General features: G+C 49.8%; 22 protein-coding genes and 6 pseudogenes. 8 read left to right on the forward strand and 20 right to left on the reverse strand.

Annotation, left to right across the window (positions count from 1 at the left end):
• Window positions 1–116: 116 nt before the first annotated feature.
• From ACQ3G7_RS14395 to ACQ3G7_RS14405, 3 genes and pseudogenes are all read right to left on the reverse strand, one after another.
• The gene (locus ACQ3G7_RS14395) at window positions 117–791 is read right to left on the reverse strand and encodes a hypothetical protein (protein ID WP_430890325.1); all 675 of its coding nucleotides are present in this window, start codon (window positions 789–791) and stop codon (window positions 117–119) included.
• A gap of 3 nt (window positions 792–794) precedes the next feature.
• Window positions 795–1,001 (reverse strand): hypothetical protein, encoded by a 207-nt coding sequence (locus tag ACQ3G7_RS14400; RefSeq protein WP_430890326.1) that lies wholly within the window; start codon window positions 999–1,001, stop codon window positions 795–797.
• A 187-nt stretch (window positions 1,002–1,188) separates the two neighbouring features.
• Window positions 1,189–1,314 (reverse strand): annotated as a pseudogene (locus ACQ3G7_RS14405) (hypothetical protein); the annotation flags it as partial.
• A gap of 130 nt (window positions 1,315–1,444) precedes the next feature.
• Here ACQ3G7_RS14405 and ACQ3G7_RS14410 point away from each other — a divergent pair.
• The gene (locus ACQ3G7_RS14410) at window positions 1,445–1,984 is read left to right on the forward strand and encodes a hypothetical protein (RefSeq protein ID WP_430890327.1); all 540 of its coding nucleotides are present in this window, start codon (window positions 1,445–1,447) and stop codon (window positions 1,982–1,984) included.
• A 37-nt stretch (window positions 1,985–2,021) separates the two neighbouring features.
• On the opposite strand, the gene ACQ3G7_RS14415 is transcribed toward ACQ3G7_RS14410, so the two are convergent.
• From ACQ3G7_RS14415 to ACQ3G7_RS14435, 5 genes and pseudogenes are all read right to left on the reverse strand, one after another.
• Window positions 2,022–2,327, reverse strand: coding sequence for a lysis system i-spanin subunit Rz (locus ACQ3G7_RS14415; RefSeq protein WP_430890328.1), 306 nt, complete (start codon window positions 2,325–2,327; stop codon window positions 2,022–2,024).
• A 351-nt stretch (window positions 2,328–2,678) separates the two neighbouring features.
• Window positions 2,679–2,886 (reverse strand): annotated as a pseudogene (locus tag ACQ3G7_RS14420) (Rz1 family lipoprotein).
• Window positions 2,816–3,106, reverse strand: a pseudogene (locus ACQ3G7_RS14425) (lysis system i-spanin subunit Rz); the annotation flags it as partial. The pseudogenes ACQ3G7_RS14420 and ACQ3G7_RS14425, both read right to left, overlap by 71 nt.
• Entirely contained in the window at window positions 3,106–3,627 is a 522-nt protein-coding gene (locus ACQ3G7_RS14430) for a lysozyme (RefSeq protein ID WP_430890329.1), read from the reverse strand. The gene ACQ3G7_RS14430 and the pseudogene ACQ3G7_RS14425, both read right to left, overlap by 1 nt.
• Window positions 3,627–3,842, reverse strand: coding sequence for a class II holin family protein (locus tag ACQ3G7_RS14435; protein WP_430890330.1), 216 nt, complete (start codon window positions 3,840–3,842; stop codon window positions 3,627–3,629). The genes ACQ3G7_RS14430 and ACQ3G7_RS14435 overlap by 1 nt, the downstream gene beginning before the upstream one ends.
• Window positions 3,843–4,041: 199 nt before the next feature.
• Between ACQ3G7_RS14435 and ACQ3G7_RS14440 the strand changes: the two genes are divergently transcribed.
• Entirely contained in the window at window positions 4,042–4,212 is a 171-nt protein-coding gene (locus ACQ3G7_RS14440) for a YnfU family zinc-binding protein (RefSeq protein WP_430890331.1), read from the forward strand.
• Between the two features lie 136 nt (window positions 4,213–4,348).
• Here the strand turns inward: ACQ3G7_RS14440 and ACQ3G7_RS14445 are convergent.
• The 6 genes and pseudogenes from ACQ3G7_RS14445 to ACQ3G7_RS14470 form a co-directional block, all read right to left on the reverse strand.
• A pseudogene (locus ACQ3G7_RS14445) lies at window positions 4,349–4,740 on the reverse strand (DNA methyltransferase); the annotation flags it as partial.
• Window positions 4,741–4,840: 100 nt separating this feature from the next.
• A pseudogene (locus ACQ3G7_RS14450) lies at window positions 4,841–5,430 on the reverse strand (DUF1367 family protein).
• Between the two features lie 258 nt (window positions 5,431–5,688).
• Window positions 5,689–6,069 (reverse strand): SecDF P1 head subdomain-containing protein, encoded by a 381-nt coding sequence (locus ACQ3G7_RS14455; RefSeq protein ID WP_430890332.1) that lies wholly within the window; start codon window positions 6,067–6,069, stop codon window positions 5,689–5,691.
• Between the two features lie 27 nt (window positions 6,070–6,096).
• Window positions 6,097–6,264 (reverse strand): annotated as a pseudogene (locus ACQ3G7_RS14460) (DNA cytosine methyltransferase); the annotation flags it as partial.
• 238 nt (window positions 6,265–6,502) lie between these two features.
• Window positions 6,503–7,162, reverse strand: a complete 660-nt coding sequence (locus ACQ3G7_RS14465; RefSeq protein ID WP_430890333.1) for a hypothetical protein — start codon at window positions 7,160–7,162, stop codon at window positions 6,503–6,505.
• Window positions 7,163–7,369: 207 nt separating this feature from the next.
• Window positions 7,370–7,909: a hypothetical protein gene (locus ACQ3G7_RS14470; protein ID WP_430890334.1), complete on the reverse strand. Its 540-nt coding sequence runs from the start codon at window positions 7,907–7,909 to the stop codon at window positions 7,370–7,372.
• A gap of 31 nt (window positions 7,910–7,940) precedes the next feature.
• Between ACQ3G7_RS14470 and ACQ3G7_RS14475 the strand changes: the two genes are divergently transcribed.
• From ACQ3G7_RS14475 to ACQ3G7_RS14485, 3 genes are all read left to right on the forward strand, one after another.
• Window positions 7,941–8,357 (forward strand): hypothetical protein, encoded by a 417-nt coding sequence (locus tag ACQ3G7_RS14475; RefSeq protein ID WP_430890335.1) that lies wholly within the window; start codon window positions 7,941–7,943, stop codon window positions 8,355–8,357.
• Complete coding sequence (locus ACQ3G7_RS14480; RefSeq protein ID WP_061495109.1) at window positions 8,344–8,607, forward strand: DUF4060 family protein; 264 nt, start codon at window positions 8,344–8,346, stop codon at window positions 8,605–8,607. The genes ACQ3G7_RS14475 and ACQ3G7_RS14480 overlap by 14 nt, the downstream gene beginning before the upstream one ends.
• A gap of 84 nt (window positions 8,608–8,691) precedes the next feature.
• Window positions 8,692–8,946 carry a pyocin activator PrtN family protein gene (locus ACQ3G7_RS14485; RefSeq protein WP_061495107.1) on the forward strand — a complete coding sequence of 85 codons (255 nt, stop codon included), beginning with the start codon at window positions 8,692–8,694 and terminating at the stop codon, window positions 8,944–8,946.
• A gap of 157 nt (window positions 8,947–9,103) precedes the next feature.
• Here the strand turns inward: ACQ3G7_RS14485 and ppsA are convergent, their stop codons facing one another.
• Window positions 9,104–11,482, reverse strand: a complete 2,379-nt coding sequence (ppsA, locus tag ACQ3G7_RS14490) for a phosphoenolpyruvate synthase (protein ID WP_430890336.1) — start codon at window positions 11,480–11,482, stop codon at window positions 9,104–9,106.
• A 331-nt stretch (window positions 11,483–11,813) separates the two neighbouring features.
• Here ppsA and ppsR point away from each other — a divergent pair, with 331 nt between their 5' ends.
• The 3 genes from ppsR (at window position 11,814) to hemP (ending at window position 14,192) form a co-directional block, all read left to right on the forward strand.
• Window positions 11,814–12,647 carry a posphoenolpyruvate synthetase regulatory kinase/phosphorylase PpsR gene (gene ppsR / locus ACQ3G7_RS14495; RefSeq protein ID WP_430890337.1) on the forward strand — a complete coding sequence of 278 codons (834 nt, stop codon included), beginning with the start codon at window positions 11,814–11,816 and terminating at the stop codon, window positions 12,645–12,647.
• A 154-nt stretch (window positions 12,648–12,801) separates the two neighbouring features.
• The gene (gene aroH, locus ACQ3G7_RS14500) at window positions 12,802–13,848 is read left to right on the forward strand and encodes a 3-deoxy-7-phosphoheptulonate synthase AroH (protein ID WP_430890338.1); all 1,047 of its coding nucleotides are present in this window, start codon (window positions 12,802–12,804) and stop codon (window positions 13,846–13,848) included.
• A gap of 152 nt (window positions 13,849–14,000) precedes the next feature.
• Window positions 14,001–14,192, forward strand: a complete 192-nt coding sequence (gene hemP / locus ACQ3G7_RS14505) for a hemin uptake protein HemP (protein WP_430890339.1) — start codon at window positions 14,001–14,003, stop codon at window positions 14,190–14,192.
• A 7-nt stretch (window positions 14,193–14,199) separates the two neighbouring features.
• On the opposite strand, the gene selO is transcribed toward hemP, so the two are convergent.
• From selO to ACQ3G7_RS14530, 5 genes are all read right to left on the reverse strand, one after another.
• On the reverse strand, window positions 14,200–15,642 hold the full coding sequence (gene selO, locus ACQ3G7_RS14510) for a protein adenylyltransferase SelO (protein WP_430890340.1): 1,443 nt from the start codon (window positions 15,640–15,642) through the stop codon (window positions 14,200–14,202).
• A gap of 61 nt (window positions 15,643–15,703) precedes the next feature.
• Window positions 15,704–16,417 (reverse strand): EAL domain-containing protein, encoded by a 714-nt coding sequence (locus ACQ3G7_RS14515; RefSeq protein ID WP_430890341.1) that lies wholly within the window; start codon window positions 16,415–16,417, stop codon window positions 15,704–15,706.
• A gap of 333 nt (window positions 16,418–16,750) precedes the next feature.
• Entirely contained in the window at window positions 16,751–17,215 is a 465-nt protein-coding gene (locus tag ACQ3G7_RS14520; protein WP_061495093.1) for an NlpC/P60 family protein, read from the reverse strand.
• A gap of 78 nt (window positions 17,216–17,293) precedes the next feature.
• On the reverse strand, window positions 17,294–18,043 hold the full coding sequence (btuD, locus tag ACQ3G7_RS14525) for a vitamin B12 ABC transporter ATP-binding protein BtuD (protein WP_430890448.1): 750 nt from the start codon (window positions 18,041–18,043) through the stop codon (window positions 17,294–17,296).
• On the reverse strand, window positions 18,043–18,594 hold the full coding sequence (locus ACQ3G7_RS14530) for a glutathione peroxidase (RefSeq protein ID WP_430890342.1): 552 nt from the start codon (window positions 18,592–18,594) through the stop codon (window positions 18,043–18,045). The genes btuD and ACQ3G7_RS14530 overlap by 1 nt, the downstream gene beginning before the upstream one ends.
• Between the last annotated feature and the right edge of the window lie 30 nt (window positions 18,595–18,624).

Here is an 18,624-nt window from a genome sequence, read left to right on the forward strand (position 1 = left end):
CGATAATTAATGCTTAGTCCAGCCACGACGATGGCAATTCGGAATGTTGCGCACCAGCGCCCAGCCATAAGATCGTCCCTCAGGCGTTCACCAAAAGTCTGAGTCGGCCAGTAAAATTAACCCAGCGCGTTCAGGATCATATTGCCGTTCGTGAAAATATACTCGTAATACTTCCCGTTCTGCTGGCTGTGCCAGCGCCAACGGATGCCGATCTGCCTGCCGTAAAAGGCTGAATAGTCATACCACCCGTATTTGATGTACATATCTGTGCCGCCGCTACCGGATGATAACTGGTTTATCCAGTCGCGCGGCGGCGGGCAGTGATTGGACGGGTTAACCACAGCGCTCACCCCATTCATGCGGGTGTTTGTCAAAACACCATTTTTAAACTCAGCCTTAGTCCACATCTCATCAGCGCTACCCGTAGTCCAAACGCTATACGGCAATTCGTCCTGCGTATCGATAGTGACGATATCCAGACTCGACCAGTTAACATCCGTATTATCGGAAGTGAGGCTTTCTTTCAGGGGAATAAACAGCCTGTTTATTTTCCAGGCGTTCTGCGCTGCGCTTTCTGAGGTTCGTGAAAGGGTCAGCGTTGGAATGGTAGCACCAGCGATGTCATAATCAGCCGTCGGATCCGCATAAGCGATATCAGGGAATACTTTCTTAAACATCCCCCCGTCGTTCACCCAGGCTGCAACCACGGATTTAAACTCGCCTCCTTCATTAATATTCAAGTCGGTAACAGGGGCGAAATGCCCCCCTGTAGTTTTGCGGAAAATAGGCATGAATCAGCTCACCTCAACCTGGTACCAGATATGGCCGGCGGCATATCCGCTCGCGTCAGCCGGTGCAGCATCGGTCGATATGGTGTAACTCACCCCGATATTTTGCCGTGCCATTACAGCATCGGCCACGTCCGAGAGGTTATTTCCCACCTCAAGGTAATCCCCCGAGCCATTTAATGACCAGTCACTAAACACCGGCGTGGCCGCCATCACATCCTCACAGTACGCGGCTCATATCGATAAGATACTCGCTAACGAACCGGGCCTGCATGTCGTTAAGCCCGTATTTATCAGGGTTTAAAGTCCATCCATCGGCGGTGTTTTCAGGTGGCGGGCAATTTGAATCAATTTGAGGCATCGGAATTTTTGTACTGTTTTGCGCATACATAGTGCACAATTTTTTTTGCGTACCGTTTTTGCGTACCTGCATACTGCCTTTGCGTACCCAATCCAGCTTTTTGGCTCTCTTCCTGATTGCCTTTTCTGTTACGCCGTATTGAGCACCTATTTCACGGAGGCTCATGACCCCGGCCCGTTATGCCGATTCAATGGCCTCCCAGTCCAGTGTCGCCATAACACCCTCTAGTTTTTATTCGACTAAAGATCGATAATGTTGATAAATTTCGGGGAACTCACAACAAAGCATACGTTTTATGGCTTTGAGTGAAGGATATTTTTACGCAGGAGAGAAATTCATGAGCAAAGAGCCAGATCTGATGGAGGTATTCATTTCCAGGCCCAATTGGTTACCTGATCAATTAAAATCTGCTTTAGGCAAGTTTGACGATATGCTCCCAGACTTGATGATGTATGGAAACACCATTGGAATCAGTCAACCATGCTTGCAGACTCCTTTTGATGATATTGTTGAGCTTATGACTCGATGCGAATGTGTAATTATATTCGCCTTACCTCAAATATACATCAAATCTGGCTCCATTAAAGAAAACACTGTTGATGATGTTGTTCTACCCACCGAATGGAACCAGATAGAAACAGCAATCGCTCTATCATTAAAAAAACCCACACTCGTCTTGCTACATAAAGATGTTTCAGCCAGAGGGTTGTTAGAGAGAGGCGCGGCCAATGTATTTATTCACACGGTGGACATATCAAATGACGACTGGCCTCGTAGTATCAAACCTGTATTAGAGATCTTAAAAGCAAGAGCTTTTAAAGAAAAAAATAAGTGACTGATACTGAATCCAGCGATGGGATGATGCGATTTCCCTATCTGAGGCACTGATTACGGATATAGTTAACCTGTCCAGAGATGGTGTTTATTCGCGTTCTGAGGGTGAAATAATCCCGTTGTACGGAGTCTGTAAGTCGGGTGCTGGTTTCATCGTCCATGCCGACGGTACCGGGCGCTCCGTCATTTCCAAAGATGGCGTTGAGACCTAACCGACGCTTGTCAAACTTATCCCCAGTGTTATCGCAGGCACTCAGTGAATGCCTGCTGTGCTGTAATGCCTTATCTAGAACGCATGATGATTCGGACAAGATAAAGTCCGCTCGGTCCGAAACTGGCTGCAAGCATAAAAATCATGCCATATATGTTGGACTGCTCTATCCCAGGAACTGTCATATAGTCCGCCAATGGTGAATACATAATAACCCAATATTGAACCAGGCTAAATAGCAATATTAAGACCAGCAACAGCACGGCACTCTTGAAAGTGAAAAAAATCCATTTCCTGACTCCTATTATACTCTTTGAATTAAAAGCATTTTTGTAATCATTGACATATTGCGACATTTGAAGCCATCCCGAAAATCATTTAATTATGTGGCAGATTATAACCTCGCTTTCCTATTTGAAAGAAACTTTATAGCTCTTAAGTCTTCACCTAAGACACTGTGTTTTGATGTATTCCTGCAGAATTATCAGGGCTGTTTGGTCGCTGATAATCCCGGACCTGATACCGAGAACGTTTCGTCCAGCAACATCAGAGATGTTCGACGGTGGCATCATGGCCCACGCTGGAGGTGCTGGCGGTTTCAGTTGAGGCTGACACTGGACATTTGCCTTTGACGAGCACCCGACCACCATTATCAAGCTTGCGCTGCAGAGCATCATTTTCAGCTTGTGCATTGGCTAATTCCTTCGTGTATTTCGTGTCCAACGCAGCGACATCACGTTGGCGAGTCTGCATGTCAGTGATTGTGTCGTTCGCCAGCGTCAGTACACTGGTCGCTTTGTCTCGCTGGCCTTTGTAGGTAATGGCGTTGTCGCGGTAGTAATTGACTGCCCAGGCCAGCGAAACGATAAGCAGAAGAATCACGCCACCAGCAATTGCAGCAACTCGGCGCATCACACACCGTCCAGGCAGAGCGCTTTTTCTTTACTGCGGCGGGTAACCAGCCCCGGCAGTTTTACGCCATCTGCATACACCCATCGGGGGAACTGCTGGCAAGCATCTGCCTCCTTACCCTGTCTTAGCATCCAGAACAGCGTTGATTTCTGCATGGCGCCGCGGCCGACGTTAAAAATCAGCGACGTGACAGCGGAAAATGTGTTGTCACTGAGACGAGCACCAGCAGCGTAGGTGTTAACGCACTTCTCAGCCTGCAGGATGTTCTTTTCCCAGTCGGCGGCGATCTGCGCATCAATTTTGCGCGTTCCGGCTTTCACCCCATGAGTGTTGCCTATGCCATCAGTCAGGACGCCCGCGGGACAGACGTACTGATCACGTAGGCAGGATTCGGCATTGCCGATTAACTCCAGTCCGCGATCATTGGTACGCACCTGCCCATTGCTCAGAATGATTGCGATGATTGCGATGATTGCCGCCACCGAGCAGACAGCACCACCAGCAATTTTTACTTTGCTCATCACTGGCCCCTGGCGGCTTTTCGCCGATCCTCTTTGATTTTGAAATACAGATTCGTCAGGTATGTAAGCAGACCGAACAGCAGACTACCCAGAACACCAATGGCGGCCCATTGCGACGGCGTCACTTTATCCAGTAGCTGGAGCACCCAATACCCTCCGTTAGCTCCGGCAAAACCGTAGCTCACACCGGTTGATAATTTGTCCATTCGATACATGCTCTCACCTCGCTATTTGCGGAGGCTGTGTGCGTGAAAGGGTCTGGCCTTCGGGCGCTTATGGAAAGTGTCAGTGGAGATTGAATCCCGAAGCCAGAAATGAAAAAGGCCACCCAGATCAGGTGACCGGCAAAAAGGATTACGGGCTATATGCATAGGTATGGTGTATGGTTGCAGCCCATTCATCAGGAAATACTCTATGCCACAACGCAAAGACTCAAAAAACAATCGCAACTATCTTATCAAATGCACCTGCCCTCACTGCTCTAAGCAGTCAGAACACAGCTTCACCCGAGTCCAGAAAGGCTCAGCACTCATGTGTCCCCATTGCAGCAAGATCTTTAACCAAGACAGAGCAGCTATAGCTTAAGCACATAAAGCTTACTGTATGCACCGGTCGGGCTATCACCGATCGGTCATGACTGCTGCTGCGAATCATCTCATATTGTGGGAATAAAAAAGCTGCCCGGGGCAGAACAAAATGTAATATCCGATTAAACAGGCCGTTATGTTCTTTTCCCTTCTGTAAACAACAGTTCTGACACTTCAGCAACAGTTTGATTGAGGCGGTCTGTTTCAAGTTCAACGCCGATCGCGCGACGGCCAAGTTTCACCGCTTCTTTAAGCATGGAACCTGAACCCATGAAGAAATCAGCGATGAGATCACCGGGTTTGCTGCTGGCGTTGATAATATCCATCAACATGTCAGCAGGCTTTCGCATGGGGGTTTACCTGGGTAGAACTGCACAGGTTTGTAAGTCCATACATCCGTATATGGAACCGCCGCGGTGACAGCGAACTGCCGCCGGAGCGATTTGTATTCTTCCAGCAGTTCACCATATTTGTGATTCAGCGAATGGTACGTAACCGCCAGTTGATGATGCGGCTGTACCAGCTCATTACGCTGATGTTTGTCAGCGGCTATCGAGCCATCAATTCGTCGGCCTCTGCGGTCGTGCATTCGGTATGCTGGAACCAGCTCTTTCTGGTCGCCATCATCACGCGAAGCTCATCAATTGTGATGCTGCGTTTTCCGCATCTTGCTGCGTGGCAAATGCACGCGACAGAATCCAGCGCCACAGTACATCCAACGCGGCCTTGTAGAGCTGCTGGAATTCGGTTTCGTTCATGTTGCCAAAGGCGATACTGAGGGGATGTTTGCGGAGAGTTCCGTCTGGCAGCTCGATGGCGTCATAATGCCCTGCTTCTACTGTCACCCACGCGCGGTACGCATCGAAGGATTTGCAAAGGCTGATACCGTTTGTAACGCGGCGACCTGCGACAGATACTGTTCGGCAGCATCCATCAACGCGGCTTCATTGCCACCATAGGAAGCGAGGAATTTCGCATACCCGGTAACCAGTCGGCGTTCATTCGACGAGATAGTGCCACCAGTGGGTTCCCAGTATTCGAATCCGGGGTTTAGAAGTGCGAAGAATTTGCGGTGAAAAGTCGGATTGCGTACCAGCCTGATGTCGGCTGACAGCACCACACCGAGCTTACATTTTGAATGCAGAAAATCGCTGGTCTCTGGCGTTGCCGGGAGCAGGATTCCTGAATGATTGATAAGTTGTAGCTGCGCCATAATGTCCCCATCTGGCGCATAAGGTTGTCAGTTGTTCAGGCTGACAACTGGAATTATGAACAGGTATTTTCGATAAATCAAACGCAAGGGACTGAAAATATTTTCTCTTTTCAGCAAATAGTGCTTGCCATGCTGGCTGAAAAAATCAGGTCTGCGTAACGATAACCCCTGGGGTAACTCAGGGGTTATTTCTTATTGAGCGCAGCCAGGTCGACGTTGGCTTTATCCACCTCTTCCTGCGGTTTGGCTGCTAAATTCCAGTCAGTCATTCGCGGTACCATAGTCATTAAGCATCTGCATAAGCACTACTCTCGGACTTTCTTTTGATGAAATCCTGAAATTGCTTCCCAATACAGAAATGATGGTTGCAGATGACATTAAATTACCCCTGTATGAAAAACGGGCAATTTTACCGATATTCTGGCGCGTAACCTGAGAAAGCAGGTGACCACACTCGGTTGTGAGATCCACGTTCACTTCCTCTGAATCTATCTCGTTTTTTTCAGTGTAACCAACTGACTTTATGCATGAAGACGGTAAGTCCGTCACACTATCACCGACTTTAAAAGTGAAATCACCTTTATCAGCAAACACTGACAGCGGAAAAAGCGCAGCAATAAAAAGCATTATCCTAATATTCATATCCCCTCCATTCTGGAGGGGATTATATCAGGCTGCGGTCTCTTTAGCTGAACACATCTCAGGCAAATTAGCCCTCACCAGCACCTCGGAGAACAGAGGCAGTACGGCATTGCCTCAGGGGGCCGCTTGTTTATCCTTCGCATACTTCGTGCCGGTGTAGTCCCGGCTGATGATGTACCACTCGGAGAATCCTTGGCGTATCAGTCTTCACCGGCTGGCTACCAGTATTTAAATCAAAATGTTAGGAGAAGAAACTGCGGTGAATGCCGGATTGCGCACCAGTCAGACGTCAGTACAAAGCATCACGTCGGGATCAGCATTCCTGATGAATACTTGATTAGTTGTAGCTGCGCCATAATGTCCCCATCTGGCGCATAAGGTTGTCAGTTGTTCAGGCTGACAACTGGAATTATGAACAGCGATTGCTGGAAAATCAATTCGACTCGGGCATTTCTATATTATGATCGATATCCAAAATTTCTCTCTTATGAAGCTCATTAATCAACCAGAACGCACCCAGCGTCGTACAACAGAAAGTGGCTGTTGTTAATTTACATATTTTAATTCTATTTAACTCAAGACCTGCTGGTAGTTCTCGCATTAACCTTACAGAATCGATACCATCATTTATCATGGGTTGTACGCGTTCCGGATTTAAGAACCCACCATGATTTATCTCTTCAATTTTAACTTTTTTGATTCCATCTGTGACTTCATTTATCATCACATCCGTGACTACAAAATCAAGATCATGGGCGTATTTGTTCCGGATTTTATTCATACTTACTATACAATCGGCTATGCTTACCGGCATACCTAAAGCCACAGCAGTCTCAATGTTAGCGGAGAAAGATCGCTTCACTTTAACGTAGCGTTCAGTATTTTCAGGGCGAAGTAACTCAATAACCACTGTAATTAAGTTCTCTAGAATTAGATTTAACTTAATAACCGCAGATGATTCATCATCCATATTGGCAATTGGTACTATTTTATTTACATCTAAGAAAAAGCCTAACTTATGATTTATTCTAACCATCCCTGACAACTCCTTCTGAGATCTTTTAGGCATCTGCTCTATGCGGCTAAACTTCATGTTTACCTCCAATTAATGATAATAAACACTAAATCAACACTTGATTCAATTTCATCAAAAAATGCTAGAGAAGTATAATAGCTTTAATATGTGATGGCTTAAACTTCTTTATCTTGCCCAATGCACATAACCAGCAAATTTACCGCCCCCCCTTCAGCGAACAACGACTGCATCTTAAAAAAGTCCTTAACTAAGAAAAAAGTGAAGCTAAACTTCTATTACATCTGTGATTATCAATTCGGAAAAATCAAACATGATAGTGGTTGTACCCCGAAGATAACCGTCCGTAAAAATACCTTCCCAGTCATAAACACCATGGATACCGCAAGCTTTATACATCTCAATTATCTTATTCCTATCCAGACACTTATAACCATAAAAGAAACTCTTACCCGACTTCGGCTTAACGTAAAAAGGATATCTTAACGCATGCCAATCCCGACCACTCTCTAAGGTCGAACTAACAGCTACAGGAAAATTTAAACTAAGCAATTCAGCTATACGAGGCTGTTCACTTAAAGGAACGCTGTAATCTGCAAGCAATGCCTGTGGGGATAGTTCACATCTATACACAAGAGGGGGGGTATCATTCCGATTTTTGTAAAGCGCGTGATTTCTCGCACCAGCAAAATTATCAGTGAACCAGCAGGCAGCGATATCACCAGCCTCACCAGTACCTTTAAATCGGGTATCGAAATTGTCAAATTTTTGTCTGGAACCATGGAATAGTTCTTTTATTTTTCGCATATAACCCCCTCACATATACCTAGAGGATTATATGCTTGCTGTTTTTGAGATGAAAATAATATTCATCTCTCGCAATAACGCCTCCTCATTCGTAAGGCCTATGATGTATGAGTTCTCCTTTGCAAACGGCCTCGCGAATGTATTTCTCGGTGGTACTTCGGTCTTGGCATCGTTACGCCCTCCCCTTAAAACCGTGCTTAGCCTGAATTTCGCGGATTTTTGCGAGCTGTTGCGCCTGCGTCAACGGCTTACCGCCCAGTTTCGGAAGCTGTTTTTTCGGCTCAGAAATTTCTTCGCCACTGCGCATCTGGCGAAGCACAATAACCGGAAGGTTGCAGAACTCACCGGGCGCAGCATAGAAGACGTTAGCGCGTGCCGCTTGCAGCGAAACATTGAAGTTAACTGCTGGGACAAATTCGACCCGGAGCGCGCGCATGAGACTGATTAACCGCAGCAGCAAGACATCGCCGCTGGCCCGCCAGGCATGCGACGCGGCACTGGCTTCACACGTTGAAAAATTTGGCGAGTATGGCCGACACGATAAAACGACAACTTACACAGTTCTTGTTGAGGGCGTGAAGGTGACAGTCGAGGTGGTAAATCGACCATCAAGCTATGTTGCGACAGCGCTGAACGGCAGACGTCGCCTGCGCTCTCTGATTAACCGGGATTTGAAAACAAATCGGGAGGAAGTATGAAAATCAGATACAAAGACTATGGCTCATTGGCAAACCCTGAAGTCACAGAAGGACGCTGTGGCCTGTTTTTAGTGTGAGGTGAATATGAATACTATGTTTTTACTGATGGCTGAATATGAAACAGCATCGATCCCTCTTGCCGATGTATGCGAAAAATACTTTGGCATGAAGCAGGCTACCGCCGATAAAAAAGCTGCCCTGGGGCAATTGCCAATCCCAACATTCCGGGCTGGAGAAAGCCAGAAGGCTCCCAGGATGATTCATATTCAGGATCTCGCCGATTACATTGAGAAACAAAGGGCGGCAGGAACCGAGCTTTTTAGACAGATGAACAGTTAGTAACAAAGCCGGGCTAAGCCCGGCTTTTCGTATTATTTAAGACTGTTAATTCACATTTATTCATAGTCCGGCACCCCATTAGCTCCCCACGATGCCATAACTATTTAATAAATAACTAATAAACCCCGACGTTATGTCGGGGATTTTCATTTAGCCGTTATTTTTTCAGCTCAGCAAGACTCAACCAGGTCTGAACGACGGTATCCGGGTTCAGGGAAAGGCTGTCAATGCCTTCATCCATCAACCATGCGGCGAAATCTTCATGGTCGGACGGCCCCTGCCCGCAGATGCCCACATATTTGCCCTGTTTTTTCGCCGCGCGAATGGCCATTGAAAGCAGCGCTTTCACCGCGTCATTGCGCTCGTCAAACAGTGCCGACACCACACCGGAATCACGATCGAGGCCAAGGGTCAGCTGCGTCATGTCGTTGGAACCAATCGAGAAGCCATCGAAATATTCGAGGAACTGCTCCGCCAGCAACGCATTCGACGGGATCTCACACATCATAATGATTTTGAGTCCGTTCTCGCCGCGTTTCAGCCCCTGACGCGCCAACTCGTCCACGACGGCTTTCGCTTGTTCAACGGTACGCACGAACGGGATCATGATTTCAACGTTGGTCAGCCCCATATCGTTACGCACGCGTTTCACCGCTTCACACTCAAGCGCGAAACAGTCACGGAAGCTGTCGGCAACATAACGACCCGCCCCACGGAAGCCAAGCATCGGGTTCTCTTCTTCCGGTTCGTAGCGTTCGCCGCCAACAAGGTTTGCGTATTCATTCGATTTAAAATCGGACAAACGCACAATCACACGTTTTGGCCAGAAAGCCGCGCCCAGCGTGGAAATCCCTTCCGTCAGGCGACCGACGTAGAACTCAACCGGCGAATCGAACCCTTTCATCATCTCGCGGATTTCGCTTTGCAGCTTCGGCTCCTGGTCATCAAACTCCAGCAGCGCACGCGGGTGCACGCCAATCATACGGTTGATGATAAATTCCAGACGCGCCAGGCCAACACCTTCATTTGGCAGGCAGGCAAAATCAAAGGCGCGATCCGGGTTGCCGACGTTCATCATGATCTTCAGCGGCAGGTCCGGCATGGTGTCCACACTGGAGCTTTTCACGCTGAAATCCAGCAGATCGGCATACACGTAACCGGTATCCCCTTCGGCGCAGGAGACCGTCACTTTCTCACCGGTCTTGATGCGCTCGGTTGCGTCACCGCAACCCACTACCGCCGGGATCCCCAGCTCACGGGCGATGATCGCGGCATGGCAAGTACGGCCGCCGCGGTTGGTGACAATCGCCGCTGCTTTTTTCATGATCGGTTCCCAATCCGGGTCGGTCATGTCCGTGACCAGCACGTCGCCCGGTTGGATCAGGTTCATTTCGCTAATGTCCTGGATCACTTTTACCGTGCCCGCGCCAATGCGATGCCCGATAGCACGGCCTTCAGAAACGATTTTTCCCTGTGCATGCAGGGTATATCGTTCCATCACCTGGCCGCGCGAACGCACCGTTTCAGGACGCGCCTGCACAATAAACAGTTTGCCGGTATGACCATCTTTTGCCCATTCAATATCCATTGGACGGCCATAGTGCTTCTCGATTTGCACCGCCTGTTTCGCCAGCGCCTGCACTTCCTCGTCGGAGAGTGAGAAGCGGTCGCGATCGCCCTGCGGCACATCTTCGATTTGCACCTGCTTGCCATGTTCCTGCGTCGGCGCATAGATCATGCGGATTTTTTTCGAACCCATGGTGCGGCGGACAATCGCCGGGCGATTGGCAGCCAGCGTTGGTTTGTGCACGTAGAATTCATCGGGGTTAACCGCACCCTGCACCACCATCTCACCCAGCCCCCATGCGGAGGTGATAAACACCACCTGGTCGAAGCCGGATTCGGTATCAATGGAGAACATAACGCCGGATGAGCCGATGTCAGAACGTACCATCCGCTGGACGCCAGCAGACAGCGCCACACCGCGGTGATCATAGCCCTGATGCACACGGTAGGAGATGGCGCGATCGTTAAACAGGGAAGCGAACACATGCTTAATCGCCACCAGCACCGCGTCATAGCCTTGCACATTGAGGAAGGTTTCCTGCTGCCCGGCGAAGGAGGCATCCGGCATATCTTCGGCGGTGGCCGATGAACGGACCGCGAAGGAGGCTTGCGCATCGTCTTCCGACAATGTTGCGTAAGCATCATGAACGGCCTTTTCCAGCGCTGGCGTGAACGGCGTGTCGACCACCCACTGGCGGATCTGCGTGCCGGCTTTTGCCAGTTCGGAAACATCATCGATGTCCGTTTTATCCAGCAGTTCATAAATACGTTGGTTCAGCCCGCTTTGCTCAAGGAACTGATTAAACGCATCGGCGGTGGTTGCAAAACCGTTCGGTACGGATACGCCGACACCGGACAGATTAGTAATCATCTCACCAAGGGAGGCATTTTTGCCTCCAACTCTGTCTACATCATTCATGCCGAGTTGGTCATACCAAAGCACCAGCGGAGACGAGTCATTGTTGGACATCGAAACAATCCTTTTGTGATATATGAATGGGTAAAACACCAGACTACCCATTAATCCTGGCATAATTAATTCCGTTGAAAAAACGGTGAATCGTGTAAGCAATTACGATTTCTGGTTTTTCGGACAGATTCCCATCAATCTGCCACCCGCTGTAATAGCCATTCTTAAGTAAAACCTTATTTTTCATGTAACAATAAAAAAATTGAACCGTACTTTTCATTAAAAACAAAAACACCATTTCATTTTTTAAAATGAGAAAAAGGAGATACGCAATATCGATGTTTTAATTTATGCTTTCAGAGAATTACGCATGATATTCAGGATGGATTAAATGGACAGTTCTGTAGATCGCCACGTGTTTTATATTTCTGATGGAACCGCTATCACCGCCGAAGTATTAGGCCATGCGGTCATGTCACAGTTCCCTGTTGCCGTCAGCAGCATAACGCTGCCGTTCGTGGAAAACGAAAGCCGCGCCAGAGCCGTCAAGGAACAAATAGATGCTATCTATCAACAGACCGGCAACCGCCCGCTGGTGTTCTATTCCATCGTCATTCCGGAAATTCGCTCTATTATTTTGCAAAGCGAAGGATTTTGTCAGGACATCGTGCAGGCGCTGGTGGCCCCGTTGCAGCAGGAATTAAAACTCGATCCCACACCGATTGCGCATCGTACGCATGGGCTTAATCCAGGTAATTTAACTAAATATGACGCCCGAATTGCAGCAATTGATTACACTCTCGCTCACGATGATGGTATTTCACTGCGTAATCTCGATCAGGCGCAGGTGATTTTACTGGGTGTTTCCCGTTGCGGTAAAACACCAACCAGCCTCTATCTGGCAATGCAGTTTGGTATTCGCGCAGCAAATTATCCTTTTATTGCCGACGATATGGATAACCTCATTCTCCCCGCCGCACTGAAGCCATTGCAACACAAATTATTTGGTCTGACCATTAATCCGGAGCGTCTGGCCGCGATTCGTGAAGAACGCAGAGAGAACAGCCGCTACGCGTCATTGCGCCAGTGTCGGATGGAAGTGCAGGAAGTGGAAGCGCTTTACCGCAAGAACAATATCCCTTGTCTCAACAGTACCAATTACTCGGTGGAAGAGATCGCCACCAAAATGCTCGACATTATGGGGCTGAATCGCCGCATGTACTAACAGGCTAGTACATGAGTTCAATGTGCGCTATCATATGCGGCAATCATGTGATGCGCATCACAGTCAGACTTGTAATAAGCCGGGATTGGTTTAAGGTGATGCGCATTACTTCCGGCATTTCTGCCCATGAAGCACACCTTTTTTGAGATTTCTGATGAACAAAACCGATGAACTTCGCACTGCGCGCATCGACAGGCTGGTGACGCCATTTGAACTGGCGCAGTTGCACCCTGTCAGCGCAGAAGTTGCGGAGCACGTAACAGAGTCCCGTCGCCGGATCGAAAAAATCCTCAATGGCGAAGATCGCCGTCTGTTGGTCATTATTGGCCCCTGCTCCATCCACGACCTTGACGCGGCAATGGATTACGCCCGCCGCCTTCAAGCATTACGGGAAAAACATCATGCGCATCTGGAAATCGTGATGCGCACCTATTTTGAAAAACCCCGCACCGTTGTGGGCTGGAAAGGGCTGATTTCCGATCCGGATCTTAACGGCAGCTATCGGGTCAATCACGGCATCGAACTGGCGCGCAAATTACTGTTGCAGGTGAATGAGCTTGGCGTCCCTACGGCGACAGAGTTCCTCGATATGGTGACAGGTCAGTTTATCGCTGACCTGATCAGTTGGGGAGCCATTGGTGCACGGACCACGGAAAGCCAGATCCACCGGGAAATGGCATCCGCGCTCTCTTGCCCGGTAGGCTTCAAAAATGGCACCGATGGCAATACCCGTATTGCGGTGGATGCCATTCGTGCCTCGCGCGCCAGCCATATGTTCCTCTCGCCGGATAAGACCGGACAGATGACCATCTACCAGACCAGTGGTAATCCGTACGGCCATATCATTATGCGCGGGGGGAAAAACCCCAACTACCATGCCGAAGACATTGCGAATGCCTGCAATACGTTGCGCGAATTTGATCTGCCGGAACATCTGGTGGTGGACTTCAGTCATGGCAACTGCCAGAAACAGCATCGCCGCCAGCTGGATGTCTGCGACGATATTTGCACGCAGATCCGTAACGGCTCAACGGCGATTGCAGGCGTGATGGCGGAAAGTTTCCTGCAAGAAGGGACACAAAAAATCGTGAGTGGTCAACCGCTGGTGTATGGGCAATCCATTACCGATCCTTGCCTGAATTGGGAAGACAGTGAACGCCTGCTCGCCAGGCTGGCTGACGCGGTGGCGACACGTTTTTGAGCCTCTCCCGCCGTTCGCGGCGGGAACCCCCTCTTTTCCCCCCTACGTTTTCCAGGGGGATCTCCGGCAAAGCAGTGAAGCAGCCCTTGCCTCTCACGCCAGAATATTGATAATGATTCTCATTGTTAATACAAATTTTGCTTTGAGCTGAGATGTCGCATATGGATAGCACGACGATCCCCCCGGTCACCCCCCAGGAAAATGCCACCCACATCATTCCGACCGATCGCCGCATCAGCAGTCAGGAGTTGCTGGGCGACGAAGGGCGTGTTGTTATTGAACACAAAGGTCAGCACTATTTGCTACGCCAGACCCACGCAGGAAAGCTCATCCTCACCAAATAACAGACCGTTAGCTTGAGCAGCTCACTTCCAGCCGTTTACCCCAGTCCGGTGGGCGATTGACATACTCATCGTGGCGATCGATAAAGGGCTGGCGTAGCGCTTCATGCAATTGTTCCAGCTCTGCAGTATTGCCCTGCTCTGCGGCTTCTATGGCGCGTTGTGCCAGCCAGTTTCGCAAAACCATTGCCGGATTGGCGCTTTTCATCAGCTGTTGCCGCTGTGCATCCTCAATGTTTTCCGCCTGGAGACGCGCGCGGTAATCCGTGAACCAGCGATCAAACGCTGCACGATCGATAAACTCATCACGCAGCGGCGAACTGGCGCTGTGCTGTTCCGTCAGGCTCAGCATGCGGAAAGTACGGGTATAATCACTCCCTTCCCGCGCCATTAATGAGAACAGCCCATCCAGCAACAGGTTATCGCCTTGTTGCTGACTCACGAACCCCAGCTTGCGGCGCATTAACACGCCATACTCCGTCAACAGTGCATGCTGATACTCATCCAGCGCGGCATTCAGTGCTTCGACAGCAATAAACGGCGACAGCGACTGCGCCAGACGCTGGAGATTCCACAACGCAACGGCGGGCTGATTATCGAAACTGTAACGCCCCTGATAGTCCGAGTGATTGCAGATAAAGCCCGGCTGGTAATCATCCAGAAAGCCAAACGGACCATAGTCAATCGTCAGTCCGAGGATCGACATGTTATCCGTATTCATCACGCCATGGGCAAAACCCACCGCCTGCCAGCGGGCAATCAGCGTCGCCGTACGCCGCACGACGTCACGGAACCAGACAACATATTTATCACCTTCATCTTGTAATGCTGGCCAGTGATGGCGGATCACGAAATCCGCCAGTTGCTGCACTTTTTGCGGCTCACGGCGATAGTAGAAGTGCTCAAAATGGCCAAAACGCACGTGACTTTCGGCAATGCGCATCAGCATCGCGCCCGATTCCCGTCGCTCACGCATCACCGGTGTCTCGCTGGTCACGATACTGAGCGCGCGCGTAGTGGGAATACCGAGGTAATGCATCGCCTCCGATGCCAGGCTCTCACGGATTGTCGAACGCAATACCGCACGGCCGTCGCCCATGCGTGAATAGGGTGTCAGGCCTGCCCCTTTCAAATGCCAGTCGCGGGTGGTGCCATCCTGCAGTTGCTGCTCTCCGAGCAGGATGCCGCGCCCGTCGCCCAGTTGCCCGGCCCAGACACCGAATTGATGTCCGCTATAGACTTGTGCCAGTGGCGACATGCCCGGTAGCAGCGTTTCGCCGCCCCAGACGCCCGCCCCGGAAACAGGATGGAAAAGCGCATCCGGTACGCCCAGCTCGTGCGCCAGCGGTGCGTTGCGCCAGATCAATCGCGTGTTATCAAGCGGCGTCGGTGACAGCGCGCTATAAAATTCTGGCAACTCGTCGCGCCAGCGGGTAGTAAAAGACAGGGTCATGGTTCCTCCTGCTTTTAGTGTAGTGCCTTCAGCGACGATTAAACACGGGGGAAAAGCAGGGCTATGGATGTACCAGCGACGTGATCATCGATACGGTCACCGCTGGCCACAATGCGCCTTGCATGGCGCTAAACTGGAAGGGAATGGCCTTTTTTAACGCAAACTCATTATCAATACCGGTAATCATAATCGAACGACAGTAAGGTTCAATTTGCGAAACGATCGCCCGCATAAATGGCTCAAATGAGCGGGAAGATAATCGTTGATGAACGAAGTTTTTATCTAACGCCACACCTTTAAACAGGCCATCGAAAATGGCTTTGGTCGACGCGGCGCCAGAACCAAAATTTGCCAACACTAACGGATATCGTTTCGCCAATAGAGACAATATCTGATTTTCTTTGCCCATATTCAGACCGGGATAGTTCTCATTGATGGTAAATTCCAGGAAAGGGAATTTATCCACGCAGGCAGCAAGTTGTTCATCCGTCAGCAGGGCATCAACAATAAGCGGGGAAATATTTATCCAGGCAATTAACTGATGTTGTATAAAAAAGAGTTGGCAGGCTTCAAGCAACGCCAGTTGCTCGGCGAACAGCGCCAGCGTTTCGTCTGCCGTCAGGCGTGGCAGGACCAGCTCTGTAGGGGCGCGGACAGTACTGTCGCTCCCCACAAAGTTAACAATAATTTCCAGCCCCTGAAGCATTCCGTTACCATTTTTCGCAGGCAGTAATAAAAGCTCGGAGCGATATGTGTCATCCAGCGATACAATCATTGTGCCAGTCCCGCATTAAGGGTGATGTCCGGCATTCTTAAACCCAGGTAAACATAATTCAAATTTGTTGATTTTAATGAGATTAACTTCATTTTTTTCCATTTAATATTCAGATTCTCCTTAATCCCTATTAACTTTTAGCGGGTTAAAAACTAATAACCCGCGTTTCCAGAGCCCAGTGTACGACAAAATTAATTAATATTATAAATATTAATTAGCGGAAACATCCTGGTTTAATAAACGCGAATGTTCAAAAACAAAAGAGAAGCGATTGCTCAGATTGCTTGCGCACCTTCTCTCTCTTTACCAGGCACAAAACGAACGAGCGATAACTCAAATCCGCCGCGCCTGCCAGAAATTCTTCCGCCAGTAAACATTATCAAGAGAGGAACGCATCACTCCCCGACTGGTCGATGCATGAATAAACGCGTGATCGGTATCATAAATGCCAACATGCAACCCATTTTCGCCGGAACCGGTTTTAAAGAACACCAGGTCGCCGGGCAGCAAATCGTCTTTATCGATCCTGGTGCCAATTTCCGCCTGCTGACGCGTTTCGCGCGGGAGCTGGAGAGCGAACTTATCGCGGAATGTCATCATCACGAAGCCAGAGCAGTCAATACCCGAACGACTGGTTCCACCATAGCGATATGGCGTACCGTTCCATTCGCTAAGCTGATCATTCAGGTTAGCAATAACGGTAATCGAATCGGACAATCTCGGGTTAGGTGGCGGTGCGCGATGCGAACTACATCCTGCAAGGAATAGCGCTGCGGCCACAAGAAACCAGATACGCATTCTGGATCAAGCCTCATTCTTTCTTTTTCTCGGAATAATCTACCGTGGGAGTCCAATGTGTGGCAAGTCACGTTTTCGTCACGTCACGGGGATCAGCATCGAATGGCCTTCGATTTCCAGCCGTCGGAAGGGCACGCCGTAGGCCGCCTCAAGCATTGATGGCACTAATACATCCTGCCCTGCACCGCTGGCAATCAGCTTACCGCTGTTCAACAACCATGCCTGGTGGGTATGCCGTAATGTGTGGTTAAGGTCATGACTACTCATCACCAGCGTAATGCCTGCCGCCACCAGTCCGCAGAGCAGCTTATCCAGCGCGGCTTGTTGTGCAATGTCGAGGCCATTCATCGGCTCATCCAGCAACAGAAGCTGCCCGGACGGATTACCGCCCGGGTGGATTTGCAATATCACGGCGGCAAGACGCACACGTTGCCATTCTCCGCCGGAAAGCTGATTCACCGCCCGTTCCAGTTTGTCGCTCAACCCCAGTTTCCCGGCTATCTCCAGCAATATGGCGCTTTGCGCGCCAGCGGGCTGATGCAACGACAGGTAATGCCAGACAGGCATGGCAAAAGGCGGCGTTTGCTGCTGGGCAAGATAAGCGCGATGGCGCGCCAGTTGCGACGCAGGCCAGCGTTCCAGCGGCTGTCCATCGAACAGCACGCACCCCTGTCCACCAGACAATCCCGCAAGGCGGGTCAATAAAGTGCTCTTTCCAGCACCGTTAGGCCCTACCAGATGCAGGATCTCCCCGCGACCAATGGTTGCCGTTATCGGCCCCAGTCGCCCGGCAGCGCCCACATCCTGCAGTTGCAACAGCATCGGTATTATTTCGCCAGCGCGTATTTAATGGCGGCCTGCAAGACCGGGTCTTCCGGTGTCATATCCGGCGAGAAACGTTGGATCAGTTGACCATCGCGACCGATGAGGAATTTTTCGAAGTTCCACAAAATGTCGCCCGGCTCCTTCGGCGCGCGCCCTTTACTTTCCATACGCTCATAGAATCCACTGCCTTCAGGCGCAACAGCCACAGGCGCTGCAGCAATCAACTTTTTGTAGAGCGGATGGCGCGCTTCACCGTTGACCTCAATTTTGCTGAACATCGGAAACGTCACGCCATATGTGGTGCTGCAGAACGTTTTGATCTCTTCTTCGGAGCCAGGCTCCTGGCCGAGGAACTGGTTACAGGGGAAGCCGAGCACGCTGAAACCCTCGTCACTCAACGTTTTCTGGATATTTTCCAGTTGCTCATACTGCGGCGTCAGTCCACATTTCGAGGCAACGTTCACCACCAGCAGCACATTGCCGCGGTAACTTTCGAGCGTGGTGTGTTCACCATCAATGGTCGTGACTTCAGTATTCAGAATATCCTGTTGCATAGCGTACCCTTTGTTGATGTTGTGGTTGTC

This window comes from Kosakonia sp. N21, assembly GCF_050587465.1.
Classification (GTDB): Bacteria; Pseudomonadota; Gammaproteobacteria; order Enterobacterales; family Enterobacteriaceae.

Bases quoted from the DNA above. Each gene is read 5' to 3' on its own strand.
- ACQ3G7_RS14455 (WP_430890332.1), bottom strand. From the start codon at position 6,069: ATGAATATTAGGATAATGCTTTTTATTGCTGCGCTTTTTCCGCTGTCA.
- ACQ3G7_RS14465 (WP_430890333.1), bottom strand. From the start codon at position 7,162: ATGAAGTTTAGCCGCATAGAGCAGATGCCTAAAAGATCTCAGAAGGAG.
- aroH (WP_430890338.1), top strand. From the start codon at position 12,802: ATGAACAAAACCGATGAACTTCGCACTGCGCGCATCGACAGGCTGGTG.
- ACQ3G7_RS14480 (WP_061495109.1), top strand. From the start codon at position 8,344: ATGAGACTGATTAACCGCAGCAGCAAGACATCGCCGCTGGCCCGCCAG.
- ACQ3G7_RS14485 (WP_061495107.1), top strand. From the start codon at position 8,692: ATGAATACTATGTTTTTACTGATGGCTGAATATGAAACAGCATCGATC.
- ACQ3G7_RS14400 (WP_430890326.1), bottom strand. From the start codon at position 1,001: ATGGCGGCCACGCCGGTGTTTAGTGACTGGTCATTAAATGGCTCGGGG.
- ACQ3G7_RS14440 (WP_430890331.1), top strand. From the start codon at position 4,042: ATGCCACAACGCAAAGACTCAAAAAACAATCGCAACTATCTTATCAAA.
- ACQ3G7_RS14410 (WP_430890327.1), top strand. From the start codon at position 1,445: ATGGCTTTGAGTGAAGGATATTTTTACGCAGGAGAGAAATTCATGAGC.
- selO (WP_430890340.1), bottom strand. From the start codon at position 15,642: ATGACCCTGTCTTTTACTACCCGCTGGCGCGACGAGTTGCCAGAATTT.
- ppsA (WP_430890336.1), bottom strand. From the start codon at position 11,482: ATGTCCAACAATGACTCGTCTCCGCTGGTGCTTTGGTATGACCAACTC.
- hemP (WP_430890339.1), top strand. From the start codon at position 14,001: ATGTCGCATATGGATAGCACGACGATCCCCCCGGTCACCCCCCAGGAA.
- ACQ3G7_RS14530 (WP_430890342.1), bottom strand. From the start codon at position 18,594: ATGCAACAGGATATTCTGAATACTGAAGTCACGACCATTGATGGTGAA.
- ACQ3G7_RS14435 (WP_430890330.1), bottom strand. From the start codon at position 3,842: ATGTATCGAATGGACAAATTATCAACCGGTGTGAGCTACGGTTTTGCC.
- ACQ3G7_RS14475 (WP_430890335.1), top strand. From the start codon at position 7,941: ATGCTTGCTGTTTTTGAGATGAAAATAATATTCATCTCTCGCAATAAC.
- ACQ3G7_RS14470 (WP_430890334.1), bottom strand. From the start codon at position 7,909: ATGCGAAAAATAAAAGAACTATTCCATGGTTCCAGACAAAAATTTGAC.
- ACQ3G7_RS14430 (WP_430890329.1), bottom strand. From the start codon at position 3,627: ATGAGCAAAGTAAAAATTGCTGGTGGTGCTGTCTGCTCGGTGGCGGCA.
- ACQ3G7_RS14395 (WP_430890325.1), bottom strand. From the start codon at position 791: ATGCCTATTTTCCGCAAAACTACAGGGGGGCATTTCGCCCCTGTTACC.
- ACQ3G7_RS14515 (WP_430890341.1), bottom strand. From the start codon at position 16,417: ATGATTGTATCGCTGGATGACACATATCGCTCCGAGCTTTTATTACTG.
- ppsR (WP_430890337.1), top strand. From the start codon at position 11,814: ATGGACAGTTCTGTAGATCGCCACGTGTTTTATATTTCTGATGGAACC.
- ACQ3G7_RS14520 (WP_061495093.1), bottom strand. From the start codon at position 17,215: ATGCGTATCTGGTTTCTTGTGGCCGCAGCGCTATTCCTTGCAGGATGT.